Source organism: Marinobacter sp. S6332 (genome assembly GCF_023016045.1).
Lineage (GTDB): Bacteria > Pseudomonadota > Gammaproteobacteria > Pseudomonadales > Oleiphilaceae > Marinobacter.
The window spans coordinates 255,680-278,146 of sequence record NZ_JALKAP010000004.1; the positions used below are offsets into that span (position 1 = coordinate 255,680).

Consider the following 22,467-nt stretch of genomic DNA (forward strand, 5'->3'; position numbering starts at 1 on the left):
AGCGCTAGTATTTATGGGCAATATCCCCCTCACGCCCCTTCAGCATGTAATCAAAATAGAAGGGAGGCAGGGCGCGCTTCTTAACCTGCCAATAAAATGCAGACTCTTTAAACGGGCTCAACGGCAGTGTCGGCGTTACCTTTCCGCCATATATAAACTCTGCAAGCATTACTTTGCCGTACCCCGTTACGATGGGGCAGGAGGTGTAACCGTCGTAGTTTGCTTTTAGCTGCCCATCGGCAAGCTGGGCCAAAATGTTGGCTGCCGCTACCGGCGATTGCTTGCGAACGGCCGCCGCTGTTTTCGAGGTAGGCAGCGAACTGCAATCACCCAAGCTAAACACGTTCTTGAAGTGCACATGCTGTAGTGAGTGTTGGTCTACGTCTACCCAGCCGTCGGCATTTGCCAGCGGGCTGCTTTTCACTAAATCTGGTGCGCTTTGCGGTGGCGTTACGTGGAGTATGTCAAAGGACTCGGTTATTTCCTGTACATCTCCATTGCCGTCGGTAAAGCGGAATGTGGCTTCTTTTTTATCACCATTTACGGCAATCAAATTGTGATTCATCAGCAGGCCGATATTGTACCGGCGGGCGACCTTTTCCAAATAGGGAACAAAGTCGGGAACGCTGAAAAGAGCGCCTCCGGCTGCGTAAAACCTTAACTCACTCTGCCCGGCTATCTGGTTTTTGCGGAAGTAGTCTGCGGCCAGATAGGCGATTTTCTGGGGTGCGCCTGCGCACTTGATGGGTGCGGGTGGTTGTGTGAAAAAGGCTTTTCCACCTCGGAATTGTTTAATGCATTGCCAGGTGTATTCCGCCAGTGACGGGTCGTAATTACTACAAACGCCGTTGCGCCCCAGAGTTTCACGCAAGCCATCTATTTTGTCCCAATCCAGCTTCAGTCCCGGCGTTACCACTAAGGTGTCATAACCCACTATCCGCCCGTCATCCAAGATAACCCGGTTTTTTTCCGGTTGAAGCTCCTGCGCGGCAGCTCTGATCCAACGTGCGCCTTTGGGCAGTGTTTGGGCCTGAGGGCGAGCAGTCTTCGCGAGTGAATAAGCCCCGCCACCGACTAGCGTGAGGGCAGGTTGATAATAATGAACATCGCTCGGCTCAATAATAGCAACATCCAACCCCGGTCTTTGACGAAGCAGGGATGCAGCAACGCTGGTACCTGCCGCGCCTGCACCGATTACGACCACCTGATGTACCTGTGAAGGTGCGATCTGAGACATGTTGAATACTCCTTTAAAGGAGCATTTCTTGTGGCTCCTTGGGCGTGGAAATAAGAGGCGCTAGCTTAAAAGGAACTCGTTATTCTTCGGAATGATTAAGATCATTTCACTTAGAGTCATTTGGAATATATTTAATATTCATTTAAAACAGTGGGTTGGGATGTATATCGGATTTTTCGATTTATTTGTCCCGTCTATTCCATTTTGTCGCTCATTTTTTGATTCCTAGAGTGCGTGCAGGTTTCAACAGGTTTGGCTTGAAACCAGTAATTTATTTACCGCCCACACGGATCATCCAACATGACGACAGATCTGAACTCATCTCCTCTTTCGGCGAGCCAGCGAGAGCGGCTTGCAGAGCTTCTTGATGGCATAAGCGAAGGACAGCTTTTTTGGCTTGCCGGTTTTTTAGCTGGTAAATGTGCCGGTGGTTCCGGGAGTACGGGTGCGAACATAGCCGATGCCGAGAACGCATCTCAGCCCGTGGCTCCGGAACTAACGATTCTATTCGGCTCGCAAACCGGTAACACAGAAGAGCTTGCGCAGCAGCTAGCGGCTCGCGCTGCTGATAAAGGCGTGTCTTCCAAGGTGCTGGATATGGCGGACTACAAGCCCAAGCAGCTGAAGAGTGAGCAGTATCTGGCGGTGTTGGCATCTACCCATGGGGAGGGCGATCCACCCGATAACGCGCTGGACTTTCACGAATTTCTCTATGGTAAGAAAGCACCGAAGCTGGAAGGGCTTCGCTACAGCGTATTGTCGTTGGGGGATTCCAGCTACGAGCACTTCTGCAAAACCGGTCAGGATTTTGACAGTAAGCTTGCGGCACTGGGCGCAACAGCATTGGCTGAGCGCGTGGACTGCGATGTGGATTACGAAGATCTGGCGGAAGACTGGATCAATAGGGTACTGGAGACCATTGTTAGCGAAGCAGGTGCCAGTCAACCAACGGCTGCGAGCTCAGTAACGGCAGAGCAAGCGCCAGCCTCGATATTTAGCCGCAAGAATCCTTATGCGGCGGTGATTCTTAAGAATCAAATACTCAGTGGCCGGGGCTCCGACAAAGAGGTGCGGCACATAGAGCTGTCGCTGGAAGACTCGGGGCTGACCTATAAACCCGGAGACGCGGTTGGGGTGTACCCGGAAAACAACCCGGCCCTAGTTGACGAATTACTGAATACATTGGGCTTTGATGGCGAACAGTTGGTCTCGGCAGATGAGCGTGAGGTTTCGTTGCGGGAAGCGTTGGCTTTTTACCGTGAAATTACCCTTCTAACACCACCCCTCATGAAGCACTGGGCCGACTTGTCGAATGATGATGCCCTAAAAGCGTTGGTGGCAGATAGCACAGAGCTGAGAGCTTGGACAGAAGGGCGCGATCTTCTGGACCTGATTCAAGCATGGCCGATAGCCAAGCTGGCACCGCAAGAACTGGTAAGCCTGCTGCGTAAGCTACCTCCAAGGCTATATTCCATCAGTTCCAGTCAGGCTGCTGTGGATGATGAAGTGCACATCATTGTCGCCGCCGTGCGTTATACCAGCCATGGCAGAGATCGTGAGGGTGTGGCTTCTGCTTGGCTCTCGGATCGCATGGCCGAGGGTGATCAAGTGCGGATCTATATTGATCCCAACAAGAAATTTGCGCTGCCGGATGACAGTAAGCCCGTGATTATGATTGGCCCCGGCACAGGTGTTGCGCCTTTCCGTGCCTTTTTGCAGGAGCGGGAAGAACGGGAGGCGAAGGGCGAGAACTGGTTGTTTTTTGGTGATCGCCGGTTCCGCAGTGATTTCCTTTATCAGTCGGAATGGCTCAAGTGGCGTCGCGACGGCTTGCTTACAAAGTTGGATGTGGCTTTCTCCCGAGATCAGGCAGAAAAACGCTATGTACAACATTGCTTGAAGGAGAGCAGCGCCGAGGTGTGGGCGTGGCTGCAGCGGGGTGCCAGCCTATACGTGTGCGGCGATGCAGAAAAAATGGCGCCGGATGTACATCAGGCCCTGCTGGATATTGCCAGTGAGCTGGGAGGGCTGAATCCGGAGCAGGCCGAAGAATACCTGCGCCAATTAAACCGGGATAAACGTTACCAGCGGGATGTGTACTGATGAGTGAGAAACTGCCTGAAGCCGAAGTAATCAAGCGTGAAAGCAACTACCTTCGCGGAACCATTCTGGAAGGGCTGGCGGATCGCACCACGGGTGCTTTGCCGGAAGACGACACCAAACTGACCAAGTTCCATGGTTCTTACCAGCAGGATCACCGCGAAGTGCGAGATGAGCGCCGGCGTCAAAAACTTGAGCCGCTCTACCAGTTTATGGTGCGTTTGCGGTTGCCCGGCGGTGTGCTGACTGCAGACCAATGGCTGGGGTTGGACAAAATTGCAGACGATTGTGCAGACTCAACCCTTCGCCTGACTACGCGCCAGACCTTCCAGTTCCACGGCGTGTTCAAAGAGCAGATGCAGCCGTTCATGCAGAAAATACATGCCCTAGGCTTAGATAGCCGAGGTGCTTGTGGCGATGTGAACCGCAACGTGATCAGTAACGTGAACCCCCACCAGTCGCAATTGCACGGGGAGATTCATGAGCTGTCGCTGGCCATCAGTGAGCGTTTGCGTTGGCGTTCGGCGGCCTATGCCGAGGTTTGGCTCGGGGAAGAATGTGTTCAAAAGCTGGGTGAGGAAGAGGAGCCTTTCTACGGGTACAAATATCTGCCCCGGAAATTCAAAATCGCACTGGCCGTTCCTCCGGAAAACGACTGCGACGTGTTCGCCAATGATATCGGCCTGATCGCCATTGTTGAGGCTGGCCAAATTCTTGGTTTCAACGTTGTAGTTGGCGGAGGAATGGGGCTGACCTATGGCGATCCGGCCACCTATCCCCGGCTGGCCACCATGGCGGGTTATGTTCCCAAAGAACAAATTGTAGATGCTTGTGAAGCCATCTGCGCTATTCAGCGGGATTTTGGTGATCGCACCAATCGCGCCCATGCGCGCTTCAAGTACACCATTGATGACTATGGCATGGACTGGTTCCGGGAGCGCTTTGAGGAATACCACAAGCAAGCCTTTGAGAAGCCGCGCTCATTCAGCCTGAGCCATAACGGTGACCGGTTTGGCTGGGTGGAAGGCGAGGATGGCAATCAGCACCTGACGTTGCTTATCCCAACCGGCCGGGTGGCGGATACAGAAAACGGCCTGTTGCGAACAGCCCTCCGAAAAATTGCAGAAATTCACGACGGCAGCTTTCGCATTACTTGTAACCAGAATTTGGTTATCGCCAACGTATCGCCCGAGAACAAGGCTGCCGTGGACGCTATCGTGGAAGAGTACAAGCTTGATGCGGGTAACCGCAGTTCGCCCTTGCGACAGAATTCCATGGCTTGTGTCGCTCTGCCAACTTGTGGTTTGGCGATGGCAGAAGCCGAGCGCTTCCTACCCGAGTTTGTGACTCGCGTAGAGCGTGCCATGGCCGAAGAGGGGTTGGAGCCCGATGCCATCAACCTACGCATTACCGGTTGCCCGAATGGCTGTGCCCGCCCGTATTTGGGCGAGATTGCGCTAACGGGTAAAGCACCGGGTAAGTACAATCTATACTTGGGAGCTGATTTCTCAGGCCAGCGTATGAACAGGTTGTATCGTGAAAACATAGATACAGATACGGTACTTAATGAACTTCGGCCGCTGTTTCGGTTGTATCAGCAGGAGCGTTCTTTTGAAGAGCGGTTTGGTGATTTTTTAGTGAGGACTGGTATTGTGGAGGAAGACCGCACACCGGCTATGCTGCACCAACCTTTGAAATAAAATGGGTGGCCTCTGAATAACATAGCCAAAATCGGCGACATTATTCAGAGGTCCGCTGTTATTTGCTTAACGCGGTTTGCAGCTGCGCTAATTAAACTTTAGGCCTTAAATCGTGGCGAAAGAATGTCCCGCTCCAGATAGATCTGCTCCGAAAGGCTGAAGTCCAGACTTTTGAGCTCATCATACAATCTGCGCCATGAGCGGCAGGCGGCTTCGGGAGCCTTGTATTGGCCGGTCAGCTCCCTTAATCCGCGGAGCTGCAGTTTGAGCAGTTCGTGCTGCAAGCAGGATCGTTTTGGGTCTTTTTGATGCTCAATGTGGTTGATTAGTATTTGTTCAATTTGCTTCACCGTGCGAGTTATTCCCAGAGGTACGCCTGGAGTAGCGCGGTGCACCGCTTCAATCTTTCTCGCCAAGCGGTGCAGGGCAGGCAGTTGTTCAAGGTGGACTGCGTAATATTCTGTATCCAGCAGTTCCAGCAATGTGTCTGTCTCCATCTCTTCCAGTGGTTTGTGCTCCATGCACACATCGAAAAGCTCTCTGCACAGGGTTTTTCCTGGAACCCCCGCTTTCGCTGCAGCCTCTTGCACGGTTTTGTCGTGATCGTTGCTTACATCCAAGCTGTGGCTTTGAAATACAGCGGATGTTTGAGGGCATTGGTTAATCAGTCCGCCAATGGTTGTCTCGTTGCAGTTTCCCAGAATGCTTTGGTATCTCATGGCTCACCTCCTATCTATCTTTAACAAATATAATAGATGAATCTTTTGAGATTGCAATGAGAATGATACCTATTACCGAGTTTTATTTGTTTTAAAATCCCTTCGGGACCTCGAACCCGGCCAACCCAGCCTCTTCAAGCAGCTGCGCGAAGCCAATGGTGGTCAGGTCCATTCCCGGTGCCCCGATAACTTGTACGCTAAACGGTAGACCCTCTTTGGTGCACCCAATAGGCACAGAAGTAGCTGGTAAGCCCAATAAAGTGGCAAAGGCAATCCAACAGAACTGATCCATATAGGCGCGGGGTTGTCCGGCAACGGTAATGCGGCGCTTAAATACCGGCTGAGTGTGGTCGTGTCGGATTGCAGCAGTGGGCGTGATCGGCGTTAGCAGTACATCCACCTCTTCAAAGAGGGTTTCTATTTCTGCGCGCATCTTTTCCCGCGTTTCGCTCATGGCCATCCACTGGTAGGCGGGTTGATTTGCTCCGCGGCCATACTCGCCAATGAAAGGTGTCATGGGGCCGAAGAAGGTAAGCCACTTCTCCAGCCGGGCGATCCATTTTAGTTGGCGGCGCTGGGCAGGCTTTAGAGAGGTGCTAAGCAGACTGCCCAACAAATTAAAGTAGGCAGGCAATGTGTGTTCAAGGCTCAAAAGGGGGTGCTTGGCATCGGCTACAAGAGCGCCCTGATTTGCTAGCTGCTCGCCCAGTTCGCGGTAGCCGTCTGTCAGTTCCTTTTCCACCGGGCACAGGGGGTCTTCCAGCCATAGCCCAACCCGTGTTTGTTTGAGGGTTTCCAGTCGTGAGGGGGGCATTTCTAGTTGCCAGCACCGGCTATCAACGGGTTTGGGGCCGGCAATGACTTTGAATAACAACGCCAGATCTTTTGCATTGCGGGCCAGAGGGCCACCTTCAGCCAAGTCTGGTTGCGATTGCGTGCCCGGTGGTCCGGGAATATGCCCCCGAAAAGACACAAGCGTTCGCGATGGTTTATGCCCGAAGACGCCACAGAAATGTGCGGGAATACGAATTGAGCCCGCTAGGTCACTGCCCACCTCTAACGGCGTCATACCTGCCGCCAATGCTGCAGCCGCGCCACCGGACGAGCCGCCGGGGGTGTGGGCAAGATTATAGGGGTTGTTGGTTACGCCAAATAACTTGTTGTAGCTTTGCAGATCTGTGGCGTACACAGGCACGTTAGTCTTGCCCAGAATAATGGCACCGGCATCTTCTAGGCGCTGCACTACATCTGCATGGCGCTCGGGTTTATGGTTTCTCAGTGCACTGGCGCCAGCGGTGCAGGCCATTCCTGCTACTTCCCATGTGTCCTTTAACGTGAGGGGCAGGCCGTGCAAAGGGCCCACTGCTTCGCCAGAGGCGCGCTTTTGATCCGCCTGCCGCGCCTGTTCCAACACGCGAACTTCGTCAAGAGTAACAACGGCATTCACTGCCGGGTTATGTTCGCGGATTCGTGCGAGTAGATCGGTTACCAGCTTTTCGCTGCTCAGGGTTCCAGCTTCAAGCTGGGCTAGTAGGTCGTGGGCTGGCTGATAATGCAGAGGATCCATGTCACATCTCTTGTGGCTATCGTTTTTGTTGTAATGGGCGCATTCATTGGCGGGTTAGGGTAGTTGCTCCCGCCAGCGCTTGACGCGGACTTGGCCTTTAATGGCGTCAATAATTTCAATAATCAGCGCGATTAAAGCTTCGTTTCTCGCTTCATGCTCTCGTTCATCCGGCCCGCTTATAAAAGCGTTTACTATGTCTTCAATAAACGCATGATTTGCAGAGGAGGCCAGATCTTCCAATATCTGTTGGATAACGTTGGCTACGATATCGCCCACCGCATCCTCTAGGGTTTCCTGAATGGTCGAACCCACCACGGGCAGGTATTTCAATCGCGACAATTCAACATTTTGCTTCAGTGCATGGTCTACACGGTCTTCAAGGTAGGCTCTCAGGGCGCCGCGATTGGGTACATAACCTTCCTTCGCCGCTTGAGCAACCCGCTGGGATATCCAGCCGGATAACATCTCTCGACGCGGGTACAGAATATCGTTCTGAATTTTCTCGAAAAGCGGCGAACCCAGCGTTATCTCGTGCTGCACACCGCTCAATACCTTGGCCACAATGCGGTCTGATAACTCCTCCATAAAGGCTTCGTAGTAGAAGTTTACGAAGCGGTAAATTCCGGTGTCGGTAACGTCAATGATTTTGTATTGGTGCAAGCGGTACACAATGGAAATAACTCGCAAAATCCGCAGGAACCGTAAGCTTCCTACAGGTATGCAGCCCACCAGATCATACCAGTGAATAAAGGGGTAAAAGTACCAGCGGTCGTATACTTTGGCCTTGATTGCATAGCCCCAACGCACAAAAAATTCAGCTAAGAAGACCGCAACGAACATGGCATCGTAAAAAATGAAGTTCTCATGGATCGGGTGATAGGCCGCCTGAAGCGCCGGAAACTGCTCCTTCAGTACGTTCTGTATGGCAACGAAGTTGTAAACAGAATCCCAGATAATGAACGCGAGGTTGATGATGATCAGGCCCAGCATCAGGAAGTCGATAATCAGCCAGATAAGTTGGTGGCTGGATTTCAAATTCTCGCGGTTAATTTTCAGCATTCGCTGGTATCCATCCTCTGTGGTGTAATAGCCTGCGCAGGTCGTTCGACAGATTAGCGCATTTGAACCGGGCCGACGACTTGTCTGGCCGCAGATTAACTTGACCGGCCGCCGTTAAACTCTCACGCTTGAGCGATAATCACTCCTATTGCGACCAACACTGAAACAGCCGGATGCTATCACTTGATCACATTTTGAAATCGGGACGGATTCGGCTTCTGGGCCTGCTGCTTCTGCTTTGGTCTTCGACTGGCTTGGCGCAACAAGTTGAGGTTCGTGTCAACGGTGACTATCCACGCTTGAAGGAAAACGCCGAAGCTTTTATCGGTGAGGTAGAAGGCCGCAGTGCCAGCAATCTTAGGCGCTATGCATCGACCGCTGTTAGCCAAGCTAGCAAGGGGCTGCGAGCATTAGGCTACTACAGCCCAACTATAGATTGGGAGGTGGAAGACGGTGACTCAGAAGAAGCAGCCCTTCTAATTTTGGATATAACACCCGGTGATCCGGTGCGTGTGAAATCCCGCAGGGTTGAAATTCGGGGGGCTGCCGCAACGGATTCGCATTTCACCGATAACCTGCCTGATCATCCCGCCGAAGGGGATATACTGAATCACGGCGATTACACCAGCCTTCGAAACGTCTTGCAAACTCGCGCCCGGCGCAGAGGCTATTTTGACGGTCGTCTTGTTACCCGCACCCTTAAAGTTGATCCGGAAGCTCTGGCGGCACACATTACTCTGGTTTTCGAGAGTGGTGATCGGTACCGGCTTGGTGCCGTAAACTTCGAAGAAGGGCACTGGTTTGAAAGCCGCCTTCTGCACGAGTATGTCACTTTTGAGCAGGGGATTCCCTATCACGCTGATGAAATCGCGAAGCTCAACAGCGACCTGCTCGGCAGCGGGTATTTCTCGGGCGTGGATATTGATGCCGGGCCTTCAAATGCCGAGAACGGAGTTATTCCTGTGCAAGTAGGTCTGACCCGCAGGGATCCCCGATCCATTTCGACAGGTCTTGGTTTTTCCACGGATGTGGGGCCACGCTTCCGTGGTACTTGGCGGGAGCATTGGATTAACCAGATGGGGCACAAGAGGGGCGCAGAAACGGAACTCTCCGGGCCAAGGCAAAATCTGAGCACTTGGTATGAACTGCCGTTGGACCCTCCCATGACGGACTTAATTCGATTCACAGCGGGTTACCAGCGTGAGGATATAGAGAACGTTGAGTCTGATCTGCTAACGTTCGGGCAGCAATGGCAACACCAGCTCGACAACGAGTGGCTACAAGTGCTGTCGTTACGCTGGGAGGGAGAGCGTTTTAACATCGGAAACGATGAGAAAGGCACCAGTACACTTTTGCTTCCCGGAGTCGCTTATTCCAAGTTGCACGCTGACTCTCCGCTTGACCCCTCCCGGGGTTACCGTTTGCAGTTTAATGTCACCGGCTCACACCGGGCGGCGCTTTCCAGTGTGGACATACTGCATATAAATGCCGTCGCCAAGGGTTTGTTTACGCTCGCGGGCAAGCATCGCTTTTTGTCACGGGTTCAGATTGGTGGTGTAGGGACCAATCGGTTTGAAGATGTACCGCCTTCTTTGCGCTTTTTCGCTGGTGGTGACCAGAGTGTGCGTGGCTATGGGTACCAGACTCTCTCGCCTGAAAACGACAACGGAGTTGCGGTTGGCGGCCGCTACACGGTGGTAGGCAGCGCAGAATATCAGTACCAATTTGCTGAAAATTGGCGTGCCGCTCTCTTCGTTGATCATGGTAACGCCATTAACGATTTATTTGACCCTCTGGCCACAGGTACGGGTGCCGGTATCCGCTGGATTAGCCCGCTTGGGCCTTTACGACTAGACATCGCCAAGGGGCTAAATCCTGAGTTTGGTGGCGAATGGCGGGTTCACTTCTCCATGGGGCCAGAGTTGTGACAGAAGCAGATAAAAGTAATAACAGTGTTGATACCCCACCGCAGCCTAAACGCAAACCTATGAAGCGCGTTCGATTTTGGTTGTTGTTGCTTCTCGGTTTGTTTGTTCTTTTACCGATTGTTCTTGTCTTTGCGGTTTTGCTTGCCCTACGTTCAGAAACAGGCACCGCCTGGGTGATTGAGCAGGTGCCGGGGCTTGAGGCGGTAAACGATCATGGTTCGCTGTTTGGAACCTGGCAGGCAGATCGTATTAAGTGGAAAGGCTATGGGGTAAGTGTGGCAATTGAAGCTCCGCTTATAGACTGGTCGCCCTCCTGCCTTTTTGATCTTCAACTCTGCCTTGAAACCCTGCACTTGAAACAACTTGCCGTGAACATTCAACCCTCTGAAGAAGAGGCGAGCCCGTCTGGGGATATCAGCCTGCCGAGGCTTGAGTTACCGCTTGGAGTGAGAGTCAGCGATGTAAGGCTTGGCACGTTCACGTTTAATGGCAGCAAAGTGTGGGACAAGCTGGAGCTTGATGCAGACGGCTCCGGGGCCGATTGGCAGCTGGAGCGAGTCTATTATCAGCTTGATGACTATACCCTTACGGCTTCTGGCCGGGTTGAGACGCGAAGAGACTGGCCAATTAATCTTGAAGTCAGTGCTTCTTTGCCGCCCCCCTATGGCAGTGACTGGGCTATAGAATTGGCGCTTTCCGGCAGTGTGCGAGACCTGACACTTGCCGGCGAGAGCCGGGGTTATCTCAATGCTGCTTTGGAAGGCAAGGTGGAGCCGTTGGCCGCGAGCCTACCTGCGCGCTTACGGGCTACTTCAAAATCTTTCCGCGCTGTGGAAGCCTTGCCGGATACGCTGGTACTGAAAAACTGGTTTGCTGAGGCTGAAGGCAGCCTGCAGCGGGGGTTCAACACCAAAGCTCAGGCTACATTGCCGGGCACAGAAGGGCCGATCGAGCTCGCGTTAGAGGGCTTGGTTACAACCGCCGAGGCCCGGGACATACGGCTGGAGCTCTCTGCAGAGGGCGAAGAAAACAAGGATCAAGCGGGAGGTTCACCCCGAAACGTTGTCGTAACCGGCACTACCCAGTGGCAGGGTGATCTGAGCGCGGAAGCGAATATACAGTTGAATCAATTTCCGTGGTATTCGTTAATTTCTGGTTTGGATGAACCGCCGGTTAGCTTGCGTAGCCTGAATGGTGATGCCTCCTGGCGCGATGGGCGCTACCAAGCCAACCTGACCGCCGGCGTTGACTCCCCCCAGGGCAGTTCAGAGTTGGCAGCATCGATTAACGGTGATGCCAGTCAGGCTCAGCTAACGAAGCTTTCAGCGGTAACCGATGCAGGCTCGCTTACCGGTGATGGCGCTGTCAATTTCTCTGGGCCTTTGAGTTGGCAAGCCGTACTGGAACTGAAGAACTTTAACCCGGGCTATTGGGTACCGATTCTGGAGGCCAGCCTTAGCGGTGGCGTTACAACAAAAGGGCAGCTCACCGATGGGCCGGTCCCCGCTATGGAGGCAAGCTGGGACCTGAAGGGCCAGTGGCGCTCTAGCCCGACCACCATTGCTGGCCAGTTGGATACGGCAACCGGTGACTGGGTAGTGCCGCAATTAAAGTTGGTTATTGGTGACAACCGCGTCGAAGGCAACGGCCGATGGGGCAAGCAGTTAGAAGCGGATCTCGACCTAAAACTACCGGCGCCGGAAAAGATCTTGCCGGGCCTTGGCGGGCAAGCTGATCTTCAGCTTAGGCTCACGGGCACCCCCGAAGACCCCCGTGGAGAACTGACTGCCAATGCGACCGAGCTGCGTTGGCAAGATCTATTGGTGGTTGAAACTCTGAATCTTGATGCCCAACTGGAGTCCGGGTTTCGTCTAAACAGTGAGGTGAAGGGCAAAGGCATTGCGGCAGCCGGGCAGACTGTTGAATCGCTCACCGTCAAGGCTCAGGGCACTCAGGGTGATCACTCGGTGGCTATTGAAGCCCAACACCAAGACGCAAGGTTGCAGTTGGATTTTAAGGGGGCTGCGGGTGATGCCTGGGCGAGTTGGCAGGGCGAGCTTACGCGAGGCATCGTGGATGTGCCCGGTCAAGAGCAGAGTTGGGAGCTGGCATCACCTGCAGGGCTGGTATATGGCGCAGACGGTGAACTCAGTTTTGCAGCACATTGTTGGCGCTGGCAGCAAAGCTCAATCTGCGCTGATGATCAAACGCTGCTGCCAGTGCCGAGAATTGTTTACCGCATTGACAGTTTTCCCACCACGGCTCTGGCACCGATTATGCCAGAAAATTTGCGCTGGCATTCCAGCATAAACGGCGAAATTGACTTCAGCTCTTCCGGTGCGGGGCCGGATGGCCGCATAGCGCTCGATGCTGGCGAAGGCCGTTTTGAGCTATTGCTGGATGGTGAATGGGAAACTCTGGGTTACGAGACGCTAATTACGGAACTGGATTTGAAGCCAGATCAGGCGGATCTCGCATTGCGTTTGTCAGGCCCGGTACTTGGCCAGCTTTCAGTAGATATGAGTCTGGATCCGATGGCCGAGGATCGACCGGTTGAAGGCAAGTTCAAGTTGGAAGGCTTGGATATTGCTCTGGCAGGCTTGTTCACCGGCCTTGAGGAAGTGGCTGGCGAAGTTAATGGTGAGGGCACCATTTCCGGGCCGCTAATGAAACCTGCGGTGAGAGGCGAGGTGGCTCTTACTAATGGGAGTGTGGTCGATCCGCGCTTACCTTTGCCTATGGAAGAAGTAACGGTCAGTGTCGAGTTTGAAGGCAACTCTGCGGATATTCGTGGCCGCATTCGAAGCAATGCTCGCAGTGAAGCTGTTATTCGGGGGGAAGTCGACTGGCAAGGCGCTCCCGGCGGCGAGGTTCGCATTACCGGTGAACGGCTGCCTTTCAGTATCGAACCTTACGCACATTTGGAAGTGGCGCCAGACCTTACCATTGCATTCCGTGAAGGCGCTTTGAGTGTGGAGGGCAGGATTGAGGTACCCCGGGGTGATATTGAAATCGAAGGCTTGCCTGCGCAGGCGGTGTCGGTATCAGAGGACGAAGTGATTGTTGGTGTGGAACAGCAGGAGCCACTTATACAGTCTTTGGAAATGGACGTCACCGTTGTAGTGGGCGAAGACCGGGTGAGCTTTGTAGCATTTGGCGTGACGGGCGATCTGGAAGGAACCCTACGCATTCATAACGACATGGACACCAGAGGCACCCTGCAGCTGGTCAATGGTCAATACGAAGCTTACGGTCAGGAGCTGGAATTGCGGCGCGCGCGGTTGCTGTTTGTTGGCAATCTGGTGCAGCCGTATTTGGATATCGAAGCTATCCGGCAGGTTGATACAGTGGTGGCTGGAATTCGCCTAAGCGGGCCGGTTCAATCGCCCACAACCGAAGTGTTTTCCAGCCCAGACATGCCGCAGTCCGATGCCCTCTCTTATGTCATTCTCGGTCGCGCTCCCCGGGGCCAGAGTGATGACGGCCAGATGAGCCGCGCCGCTATTTCACTAGGGTTAACTCAGGTGAATAAGGTAACCGGCCAGATCGGAGAAGGCTTTGGAATTCGCCAGTTGACTCTAGAGGCGGAAGGTAGCGGCGATCAAACATCGGTGGTGGCCAGTGGCTACCTCACCGACGAGCTTAGTATTCGCTACGGGGTTGGAATTTTCGAGCCTATCAGCACGGTGGCACTGCGCTACGATTTGGGCCGTTATTTCTATCTGGAAGCGGCCAGTGGCTTGGCCGCTTCTCTGGATATCTTCTACACGCGGGATTTTTAAGCTAGTCCAGCTCGAATGTTGCGTTCACAGAGGCGTTGATTTCCCGCTCTCCCACGCTGGATATTGTATCTGAGCCGCCTCTTGCTTCCGCCATCATCATCGGCACAGGGCGGTGGCCACCGTTAATGTTAAGCGACACAACATTGCCACAGCTCTGGTCCACTTGCTTGGCTACAAACTCGCAGCGGGATTTCGCATCGGCAATGGCCAGAGCCAAGGCTTCCTGCTCCATTCGTGTTTCCTCGGAATGGAAAAACTGATGGGGGCCGAGATTGTAATTCAGGCCGAGCGACTGAGCTTGTTGCAGAATAGGGTTTAGCAGTGAAAGGTCCGAAATGCTGAAGCTAATGGTTTGTGAGGCAACGGCTCTTTTTTGTAGTTCCTTTTCTCTGGGTTCAGAGGGCAGCGTACGGCTGTACAAGTTAACAGAGGCATCAGAATACTCCTGAAGCTTATCCCGATACTCACTGATACCCTCGCGCCATTGATTCATCAAGGATGAAACTTTCTCGGTGGCTTTACCGGATTGCTCGTGTTCTGCTCTAGCTGTAAATGTTAAGCGTGCACTGTCAGGCTCATAGCGAACGGTGCCTTCGCCGGTCAAAGACACTTCCCCAGCCAACACCAGACCTGGCACAAGAAGCGGCAGTGTATAAAAAATACGGGTTTTCAGATGATTCTTTGCCATGCGATATTTCTCCCTTAAGCGTGTATACGGTTAAGTTCTGCTGGGTAAAAACTCCAATCGGGCCAATTTGAATGAGAGGGCAGCTTCTAGAAACTGGCCAAAAATGCGTCGGTGCCCGCTGTGGTAAAGCAGGTATTCGGGGTGCCATTGAAGCCCCATCAGCCACTGCCCACGGGTACTTTCGATGGCTTGAACAAACAGGTCGTTGTCCACCGCCGTTACTTTCAGGTTTTTACCTAGATTTTTTATGGTCTGGCTGTGTATCCGATTGGCACCGATTACCGGTGCTCCCATAAGCTGCCCCAGTCGGCTTGTAGTGACCAGACGCACAGTCTGCATAGGTAACAACAAAGGGCGGTGCCGGGTATTTACCCGCAAAGGGGTCACGTTTTGGCACAGAGACCCACCATGGAATATATTGATGAACTGCGCGCCCCTACAAATGCCCAACACGGGAATACCTATAGCCTCTGCTTGTTTGAGCAGTAATTGATCAGTGGCGTCTCGTGCGCGGTCATAACGTGCGCTGACCTGTGGCTCCTGCCCATACAACTCCGGATGCACATGGGTGCCCCCGGAAAGCACCAAACCATCCAGCAATGACACATCCACACGCGCTCCGGGGCGGATGTAATAGGTGTGCGCGCCTTTGAGCCGAAGTGCAAGCGCTATCAGGCGTTGGGCTACACGTTTTCGGGAAGGGCCACTAATGCCTATCGTTAGGCCCGGCAAGCTGTCCTCGGGGTTGCGTAGTTCAGACATAACCTTTGCTTTCTAGCCAGTTTTCCGAGGTTTCCAGCCAGCTATGGGTTAGATTGCGTAGGCTGAGCTTCCGGCTTTCTCTGAATAGAGCACGCAATTCCTTAAGATCCTCTGCATGGTTCGCGAGTTGCTCTACCACCACCCAATCGTTCCAAACACTGGAAAAGTGCCATTTAGGATTATCAATGTCGCAATCCGGGAGCCGATAATGCAGCGTAGGCCTGCTTTTAATGCGGGGGTCTTCCACGTATTGGTCGAGCAAGGGTTTGTCCAGGTGGGCAAACAGTGGAAGAAGGTCCAGAGCGCGATTGCGAGTGGGGTTGTATTCAAGGTAATCGACCATCATCTGGTGTTGATCTGGTTCATAGCCATCCGCAACCAGAAGGTCTGTGTAGCGACTGCTCCAAGGCTCAATATAAGGCGTGAACTTTCTGCTGATATCCAGTTGATGGCGAGCCTTTAGCCAGTCGTATAGAACGGCGAATGCTTGGTAGTAGCGAATGAGCGTTGCGGGCTTGAGGTCGGGTAATTCTGGATTAAGCTGCAAGCCGAACGCGAAGTAAATCGCCTCCCTACTGCCCAGTGCACCGGCTTTGCGGAGTTCCTCAACCAGCGTTTCAATCTGGTCCAAGTCCGAAAACTTCACCGGCGGGCTAACAATTTCCAATGGCACAATCATCTCGGCGGCTGCGTCTATAACTTCCATAGCCTGCCCGCCAAGCTCTCGAATGGACTCGGGCAAACGTTCGTCTGCCAGATCAAGGTCTTTGATGGGGTCTGAATCAAGCTCGATAATAAAATCGCCTAGAGGCGTCTCAAGCTTGCTTATATAGCGGGACTCCGGTTTTGCCTCGCCCCCCAGCAACTTCCCAACCAGCTCAACGAGCTGCAGGTACCCCAGCCCAGATAACTCGATTTCCACCCCCACTCTGCGCTCGTTGCCGTCGGCGGTGTTCATTATGTCTGGCATTTTCAATGCGATAGCTTGGTTCATAAGACTCACTAATGCTGAATGTAAGATTTTTTTACTCTATCACACTACGTAAGTGCCAATAGTTAACGGCCCGCAAGAAAATAGGGCGCCTGTCTTTACACTGGATAAAACACTGTATATAGTCAAAACACTGTATAAACGAACAGGATGGCTCGTTTTACTGTATACGCCATCAGATATCAGTCCCGGCATGCACAAGCCCTGCATGCAGAAAGCGGAGCAGCGAAACAATGAAGCTGACAGCAAGACAAAGTCAGGTACTGGAAATTATTCGTCGATCGGTCGATGAAACCGGTTACCCACCTACACGTGCAGAAATCGCCACAGAAATGGGGTTTCGCTCGGCGAATGCTGCGGAAGAGCATTTGCGGGCATTAGCTCGGAAAGGTGCCATCGAAATGGTTCCGGGAGCCAGCCGGGGTATACGCCTGCCAGACGTTGCTGAAGACCCCGGGTTGCCGGTGATTGGCCAAGTAGCTGCAGGCAGCCCGATTTTGGCTCAGGAGCATGTTGAAGACCACTGCACGTTGAAGCCCGAGTTTTTCTCCCCCTCCGCCGATTACCTGCTTCGTGTTAGGGGTATGAGCATGAAGGATATCGGTATTCTGGATGGCGACCTTCTCGCCGTGCACAGCACTCAAGATGTCCACAACGGCCAAGTAGTTGTGGCAAGAGTAGGGGATGAAGTCACAGTGAAGCGGTTTAAAAAAGAAGGCTCGATGGTTTATCTGATTGCTGAGAACGAAGAATTCGCTCCTATTGAAATCGACCTCAAAGAGCAGGAATTGTTTATAGAAGGGTTGGGTGTGGGTGTTATCCGACGGTCTGATCTGCACTGATCAGACCGGGATACCAACAAACACATTGAAAAACGGGTGACTTATGGAACAACTTAGCTTCAATCAGAACATGGCATGGCAGCAAAGTGTTTTGCCTAGCCCGGTGCCGGAACATACAGCTCGAAAGCAGAGAACGGTCATTCGAGCTCGGCATACTTCCAATGTGGCAGACTCACAGCCGGCTGGCCCGGCTGGCAATGTTACGGAAATCATCTTGCCGGAAGGTCAGGTGGAAAATTTCCAGCTACTATTGCCGATGTTAACCCAGCTCAATCAGGAGAAGCGTTGGCTGGCATGGATCGATCCGCCCCAGGCACTCGTGAGCAAGTGGCAGAAAATGCACGGAATTGTTACTGGTGAACTTTTGGTTTTGCGCTCCACTGCGGAGTACCCGGCGCGCCAGCTTGCAGAAATTGCCCTCAGTGCTGGAACCTGCCACGCAGTAGTCATGTGGACAGGTAAGCTGGGCAAAGCTGCGTTCTCCTCCTTGCAGAAAGCGGCTGCCGAAGGCAACAGCCACGGCGTAGTGCTCAGGCAGCGTTAAATGGCACTTTAGTGAAGTGTATAAGCGGGCTGAGCGTCTGAAACGTCCAGCTCGTCATCTTCCCAATCTATGTCGTGAGACACATTTCCAACCGCTTCAATGCCAGCAGCAATCATTGCCTTGGCAACCGCCATATCCCGATCTTCCATCATTTCACGGGCTTCTGTTGAAAATGAAATGCGTACTAGTGGCGCGCTATCATCGTCAATGCGTCGAAGGGCGTAATCGCCATTGGTCAATTGTACAATCTCGAAAAACGATGGTGACATTTCAATAACCTTTTAAGTTGGGAACCGAAAGCTGTGTACGTGAGGAATTACCACTCTCCGTGCTGTTCTTCCAAGTTGTCGGCAAACTGTTTCATAGCTTGTAGGGTTTCCCTGAGGGACTGGGCAGAGCGTTCAGGCCCAGCTTCTGCAGATACGGCAATAATATTCTCTGCGCTTACCGTCTTGCGCATGGCTGGCGGGTTGTTCTGCGCGGCCTCAAGTTGGTCAAGATGGTTCCACCAGCTTCTGCTATTCTGCTTAAGCGCTAAAAGCATCTGTATTTCTGCAGTTTGGTCGCCAATCAAGTTTGCGAGTTCTGCTATAGAGGAAGGCGTCTCCGACCGCTTTTGATACAGTCTGGCAACCATTACGAGTAACAACCGCCTTGCCCTTAGCAGTAACTCGATACAGCCTTGAGTTGCAGCCTCTTGCTGCAGCTTTTGTATCGGCGACGGGTTTGCAGCAATCGAGGCCGGTGCGGGTGTGTCTAGCAACGTACTGGCCAAAAACAACTTTTGTGAAACCAGCGAATACCATTGAGAAGCCATCAAGCGCTACCTTAAAACAATCCGCCATCTTAACATTTTGGCTCGCAGATTTCTTTACCCCTTCAGTCTTGCCATCAGGTGACAATAAAACACAAACATTTCCTTGAAACGGGCGTTTGAATTTGGCAAAAAGCACATACTGATTATGGGTTTTTTGATTGTCTGGAGGATGTGAGGAATGCGGAGCCACTTTATCGCATGTATTGCACTGCTTTCGTTCGGATTTTCCGGGCAGGCTTTGTCAGCAGTGTCGGTTGCTGAGGCACAACAGCTAAAGCAGGACTTGACGCCGGTTGGTGCGGAGCGTGGAGCAAATGCTTCCGGCAGCATTCCTGAGTGGACAGGCGGGTTGTCCGAGGCGCCTGCGAACTGGCGTAAAGGGCAGGTTGAAGTGAATCCTTTCCCGGATGACGAGCCACTGTTCGTGATCACTGCGGACAATATGCACCTCTATAAAGACAAACTGTCCGACGGCTCGCGCAAAATGTTGAGCCAATACGGCCCGAATTTCTTCATGCCGGTTTACCAGACTCGACGAACGGCTGCGTTTCCTGAGCGTGTATATGGCAAGTTCTACGAGAATGCTCTGAGTGCGGAGGTTTTGGACAACGGGAATGGTGTACGTAACACTATTACGGCCAGTCCCTTCCCAATTCCGAAGAGCGGTCTTGAGGTCATTTGGAATCACATTTTGCGATACCGTGGTGAAGAGGTGTCTTTCCGTAGTGCTTCAGCGACACCCCAAGTAGACGGCTCATTCAATCCTGTGGTAAATCAATACGATTATTACTTCGCCTATAGCAAGCAAGACGCCGAGCTCGAGGAAATCGATAATAAGATTTTCTATCTTAAGACCGATACGATTTCGCCATCTTCAATAGCCGGAACGATTACACTCGTGCACGAAACCTTGGATCAAGTGCGCTCACCTCGGTTGGCTTGGCGCTATGATTCGGGATCACGACGTCTGAGGCGTTCACCGAATCTTGCCTATGAAACGGATCTGCCTAACTCTTCGTCGCTGCGCTCTGTTGATCAGAAAGATATGTATAACGGCGCGCCGAACCAGTACGACTGGGAACTAAAGGGCAAGCGTGAGCTCTACGTGCCCTACAATGCCTACATGCTGCATGATCAGTCGGTAAAACCGAATGATGTGATCCGTGCAGGCCACATCAACCAGCAGCTGGCACGTTATGAGCTGCATAGGGTTTGGGTTGTTGAAGCTACTCGACGCACTGGTATAAAACACATTTACGATCGCCGGGTTTTTTATGTTGATGAAGACAGTTGGCAGATCCTGATGTCTGAAGAGTATGATGAGTCGGGCAATTTGTGGCGCGTATCCGAAGCCCACAACATCAGTTATTACAGTGTGCCAGCATTCTGGACTACCATGGAAATGACCTACGACCTGAAAGCGAAGCGCTATTACATAGATGGCTTGGACGATAACTACCCAGCCTATGATTTTGAACCGGGTTACCGAGGCAATGAGTTTTCGGCGTCCTCTGCGAGGCGCGCAGCTCGCCGCTGATACCGGTGTAGTAGATTTGGGTTGCCAGTGGTTGCTGGCAACCCATTACGGTCGTCCGATTCTTAACTCTTTCAGCAAGGACACTGCTTTATGGCCGACCCTCAAAACCCTTCGTCTTCTGAACTCCAAACCCACCTTGATCGTCTTGATGAGCTTATGGCAGAGCTAGGTTGCGCCCTCCGCGATCAAGACTGGGATGCTTTGGCTCGCCTTAATGAGCAGGTAAAACCCCGAGTAGAACCCTTGATGACCTCGCTGGAAGCTGGACAGGTTGATCCAGAGTTGGTGCGTACGCAGTTAGAAGAGTTGCGCCAGTTTATGGACGCAGCCGGTGAAGGAGCTACGCGCGCTAAGGCCGAAGCGGAACAGGCTTTGAAAGGCGTTAATCGGAATCGCAGTGCGGCCAAGGCATACCAGAACGTATCAACAACTCGACCAAAATAGCGTCATAAAATTGACTCTTTTGCGTTTACAGTCTTAAATACCGCTCACACACCCCAAAGAGATTCCTGTGAATGTCTAAAAACAACAAGGTGCTGGTGCTGAGCGAGGACGAATCGAGGCGCCGGGACATGGCGACCATTCTAGAGTTCATCGGCGAAGAGCAGGTTCTCACCGGTGCGGACGCTCTAGCGCTGCTTGAATCTGGCGACGAGGAAAGTCTCTCTGACATTTCTGTCGCCGTTGTAAATGGTGAAGACCCGGGTATCGTCGGCACTATCGAAACGGTTTGTAAAGCCGTCGAAGGCGTGCCTTTTCTTCTGGTTGGTGACCCTGCGCTCAAAGGCCTGTCGGAACAGTGTTCAGCCCGTATCATTGCCCGCATAGAATGGCCTCTTAACTATACTAAATTTGTTGACTCCCTTTACCGTGCTCAGATATTCGGCGACCAGTTCCGTCGCTCTAAAGAGCGTGGTCAGCAACGTGGCTTGCAGTTGTTCCGGAGTTTGGTTGGCACCAGTCGCAAGGTACAGCAGGTGCGGCAACTTATGGAGCAAGTGGCCGATAAAGATGTAAGTGTGCTGGTTACGGGCCCATCCGGCACGGGTAAAGAAGTTGTCGCCAGAAATCTCCACTACCACTCTTCAAGGCGTGAAAAGCCTTTTGTGCCAGTAAACTGTGGCGCGATTCCCGCAGAGTTGCTGGAGAGTGAGCTTTTTGGCCATGAAAAAGGCGCGTTTACTGGGGCGATAACGGCCCGGGTAGGGCGCTTTGAAATGGCAGAAGGCGGCACCCTGTTTCTCGATGAAATCGGCGACATGCCCCTAAACATGCAAGTAAAAATCCTGCGGGTGTTGCAGGAGCGCACTTTCGAGCGGGTGGGCAGTAACCGGACAATTTCTGCAGATGTTCGAGTAATTGCTGCTACCCACAAAGACCTTGAGGAAATGATCGAATCCGGCGACTTTCGGGAAGACTTGTATTACCGGTTGAACGTCTTCCCCATTGAGGTTCCCTCGTTGCGGGATCGGGTGGAAGACATTCCGCTGCTGATAAATGAATTGATTTCTCGCATGGAAAAGGAAAAGCGGGGATCTTTGCGAATGAATTCAGCAGCGATTATGAGCCTATGTAGGCACGACTGGCCGGGTAATGTGCGTGAACTTGCGAACTTGGTGGAGAGGCTTGCGATTATGCACCCTTACGGCGTAATCGGGGTGCAGGAACTGCCAAAGAAGTTTCGTTATGTGGATGATTTCGACGAGAATCGCCCGGTTGAGGATTCTGGGATGCCGTCTGGTATTCCGGGGTTGGTCGGGCTGGACGCGCCCGCTCTGCTGCCAGTTAACGGTATTGATTTGAAAGATTATTTGTCTGGCCTTGAACGACAATTGATTCAGCAGGCGCTGGACGAGGCTGGCGGGGTAGTGGCTCGGGCTGCGGAGAAGCTGCGGATTCGGCGGACGACTTTGGTTGAGAAGGTTCGGAAGTACGGGCTTCGGGAGGAAGAATCCGAGGGATCCTGAGCGTTTGTGCAATGGCGTATTAAGCGTCTCTTTCTTGTGACAATAAGACGTCAAAGGTTTATAGCCTTTGGCGTTTTCTCGATTTTGGACGACGTAAAATCGTCGCCTACCTTTCTTTGTTTTTCTTAGTCATTGATTATAAATATAAATTCCTAGTTGGCACGGAGCTGGCTTAGTAACTTGCAAACGAATCATCCTAAGGGTGTGGCCCGCTGTTTTGGGTTAAT

At 52.6% G+C, this 22,467-nt stretch carries 18 protein-coding genes; 9 read left to right on the top strand and 9 right to left on the bottom strand.

The window, feature by feature from the left end:
* Positions 1–4: 4 nt before the first annotated feature.
* Entirely contained in the window at positions 5–1,237 is a 1,233-nt protein-coding gene (locus tag MWU62_RS07900; RefSeq protein ID WP_247114328.1) for an FAD/NAD(P)-binding oxidoreductase, read from the bottom strand.
* Positions 1,238–1,537: 300 nt separating this feature from the next.
* Between MWU62_RS07900 and MWU62_RS07905 the strand changes: the two genes are divergently transcribed.
* Positions 1,538–3,340, top strand: a complete 1,803-nt coding sequence (locus tag MWU62_RS07905) for an assimilatory sulfite reductase (NADPH) flavoprotein subunit (protein WP_247114329.1) — start codon at positions 1,538–1,540, stop codon at positions 3,338–3,340.
* Positions 3,340–5,037 carry an assimilatory sulfite reductase (NADPH) hemoprotein subunit gene (gene cysI, locus MWU62_RS07910; protein WP_247114330.1) on the top strand — a complete coding sequence of 566 codons (1,698 nt, stop codon included), beginning with the start codon at positions 3,340–3,342 and terminating at the stop codon, positions 5,035–5,037. Before MWU62_RS07905 ends, cysI begins: the two co-directional genes overlap by 1 nt.
* 98 nt (positions 5,038–5,135) lie before the next feature.
* On the opposite strand, the gene MWU62_RS07915 is transcribed toward cysI, so the two are convergent.
* From MWU62_RS07915 to MWU62_RS07925, 3 genes are all read right to left on the bottom strand, one after another.
* Positions 5,136–5,756 carry a hypothetical protein gene (locus MWU62_RS07915; RefSeq protein ID WP_247114331.1) on the bottom strand — a complete coding sequence of 207 codons (621 nt, stop codon included), beginning with the start codon at positions 5,754–5,756 and terminating at the stop codon, positions 5,136–5,138.
* A gap of 91 nt (positions 5,757–5,847) precedes the next feature.
* On the bottom strand, positions 5,848–7,323 hold the full coding sequence (locus MWU62_RS07920; protein WP_247114332.1) for an amidase: 1,476 nt from the start codon (positions 7,321–7,323) through the stop codon (positions 5,848–5,850).
* Positions 7,324–7,377: 54 nt separating this feature from the next.
* Positions 7,378–8,382: a hypothetical protein gene (locus MWU62_RS07925; protein WP_247114333.1), complete on the bottom strand. Its 1,005-nt coding sequence runs from the start codon at positions 8,380–8,382 to the stop codon at positions 7,378–7,380.
* A gap of 173 nt (positions 8,383–8,555) precedes the next feature.
* Here MWU62_RS07925 and MWU62_RS07930 point away from each other — a divergent pair, with 173 nt between their 5' ends.
* Together MWU62_RS07930 and MWU62_RS07935 are read left to right on the top strand one after the other, a co-directional pair.
* The gene (locus MWU62_RS07930) at positions 8,556–10,310 is read left to right on the top strand and encodes an autotransporter assembly complex family protein (RefSeq protein WP_247114334.1); all 1,755 of its coding nucleotides are present in this window, start codon (positions 8,556–8,558) and stop codon (positions 10,308–10,310) included.
* Complete coding sequence (locus tag MWU62_RS07935; RefSeq protein ID WP_247114335.1) at positions 10,307–14,092, top strand: translocation/assembly module TamB domain-containing protein; 3,786 nt, start codon at positions 10,307–10,309, stop codon at positions 14,090–14,092. Before MWU62_RS07930 ends, MWU62_RS07935 begins: the two co-directional genes overlap by 4 nt.
* Before the next feature lies 1 nt (position 14,093).
* On the opposite strand, the gene MWU62_RS07940 is transcribed toward MWU62_RS07935, so the two are convergent.
* Genes MWU62_RS07940 through MWU62_RS07950 form a run of 3 tightly spaced genes read right to left on the bottom strand, consistent with a single transcriptional unit; the run spans position 14,094 to position 16,536 of the window.
* A complete protein-coding gene (locus MWU62_RS07940) occupies positions 14,094–14,780 on the bottom strand; it encodes an SIMPL domain-containing protein (protein ID WP_247114336.1) in 687 nt (228 codons plus the stop codon).
* Between the two features lie 30 nt (positions 14,781–14,810).
* Positions 14,811–15,542: a type 1 glutamine amidotransferase gene (locus tag MWU62_RS07945; protein ID WP_247114337.1), complete on the bottom strand. Its 732-nt coding sequence runs from the start codon at positions 15,540–15,542 to the stop codon at positions 14,811–14,813.
* Positions 15,535–16,536: an amidoligase family protein gene (locus MWU62_RS07950; protein WP_247114338.1), complete on the bottom strand. Its 1,002-nt coding sequence runs from the start codon at positions 16,534–16,536 to the stop codon at positions 15,535–15,537. Before MWU62_RS07950 ends, MWU62_RS07945 begins: the two co-directional genes overlap by 8 nt.
* Before the next feature lie 230 nt (positions 16,537–16,766).
* On the opposite strand from MWU62_RS07950, the gene lexA reads away from it, so the two are divergent.
* Positions 16,767–17,375: a transcriptional repressor LexA gene (gene lexA, locus MWU62_RS07955; protein WP_247114339.1), complete on the top strand. Its 609-nt coding sequence runs from the start codon at positions 16,767–16,769 to the stop codon at positions 17,373–17,375.
* 43 nt (positions 17,376–17,418) lie between these two features.
* On the top strand, positions 17,419–17,919 hold the full coding sequence (locus MWU62_RS07960) for a SulA-like leucine-rich domain-containing protein (RefSeq protein ID WP_200361591.1): 501 nt from the start codon (positions 17,419–17,421) through the stop codon (positions 17,917–17,919).
* 8 nt (positions 17,920–17,927) lie between these two features.
* Here MWU62_RS07960 and MWU62_RS07965 read toward each other — a convergent pair whose 3' ends face one another.
* Complete coding sequence (locus tag MWU62_RS07965; RefSeq protein WP_247114340.1) at positions 17,928–18,188, bottom strand: hypothetical protein; 261 nt, start codon at positions 18,186–18,188, stop codon at positions 17,928–17,930.
* 47 nt (positions 18,189–18,235) lie between these two features.
* Positions 18,236–18,736, bottom strand: a complete 501-nt coding sequence (locus MWU62_RS07970) for a DUF6586 family protein (protein ID WP_247114341.1) — start codon at positions 18,734–18,736, stop codon at positions 18,236–18,238.
* Positions 18,737–18,914: 178 nt separating this feature from the next.
* On the opposite strand from MWU62_RS07970, the gene MWU62_RS07975 reads away from it, so the two are divergent.
* From MWU62_RS07975 to MWU62_RS07985, 3 genes are all read left to right on the top strand, one after another.
* Positions 18,915–20,273, top strand: a complete 1,359-nt coding sequence (locus MWU62_RS07975; RefSeq protein WP_247114342.1) for a DUF1329 domain-containing protein — start codon at positions 18,915–18,917, stop codon at positions 20,271–20,273.
* A 90-nt stretch (positions 20,274–20,363) separates the two neighbouring features.
* Positions 20,364–20,717 (top strand): SOS cell division inhibitor, encoded by a 354-nt coding sequence (locus MWU62_RS07980; protein ID WP_247114343.1) that lies wholly within the window; start codon positions 20,364–20,366, stop codon positions 20,715–20,717.
* A gap of 71 nt (positions 20,718–20,788) precedes the next feature.
* Complete coding sequence (locus tag MWU62_RS07985) at positions 20,789–22,240, top strand: sigma-54 dependent transcriptional regulator (RefSeq protein WP_247114344.1); 1,452 nt, start codon at positions 20,789–20,791, stop codon at positions 22,238–22,240.
* The last annotated feature ends 227 nt before the right edge of the window (positions 22,241–22,467 follow it).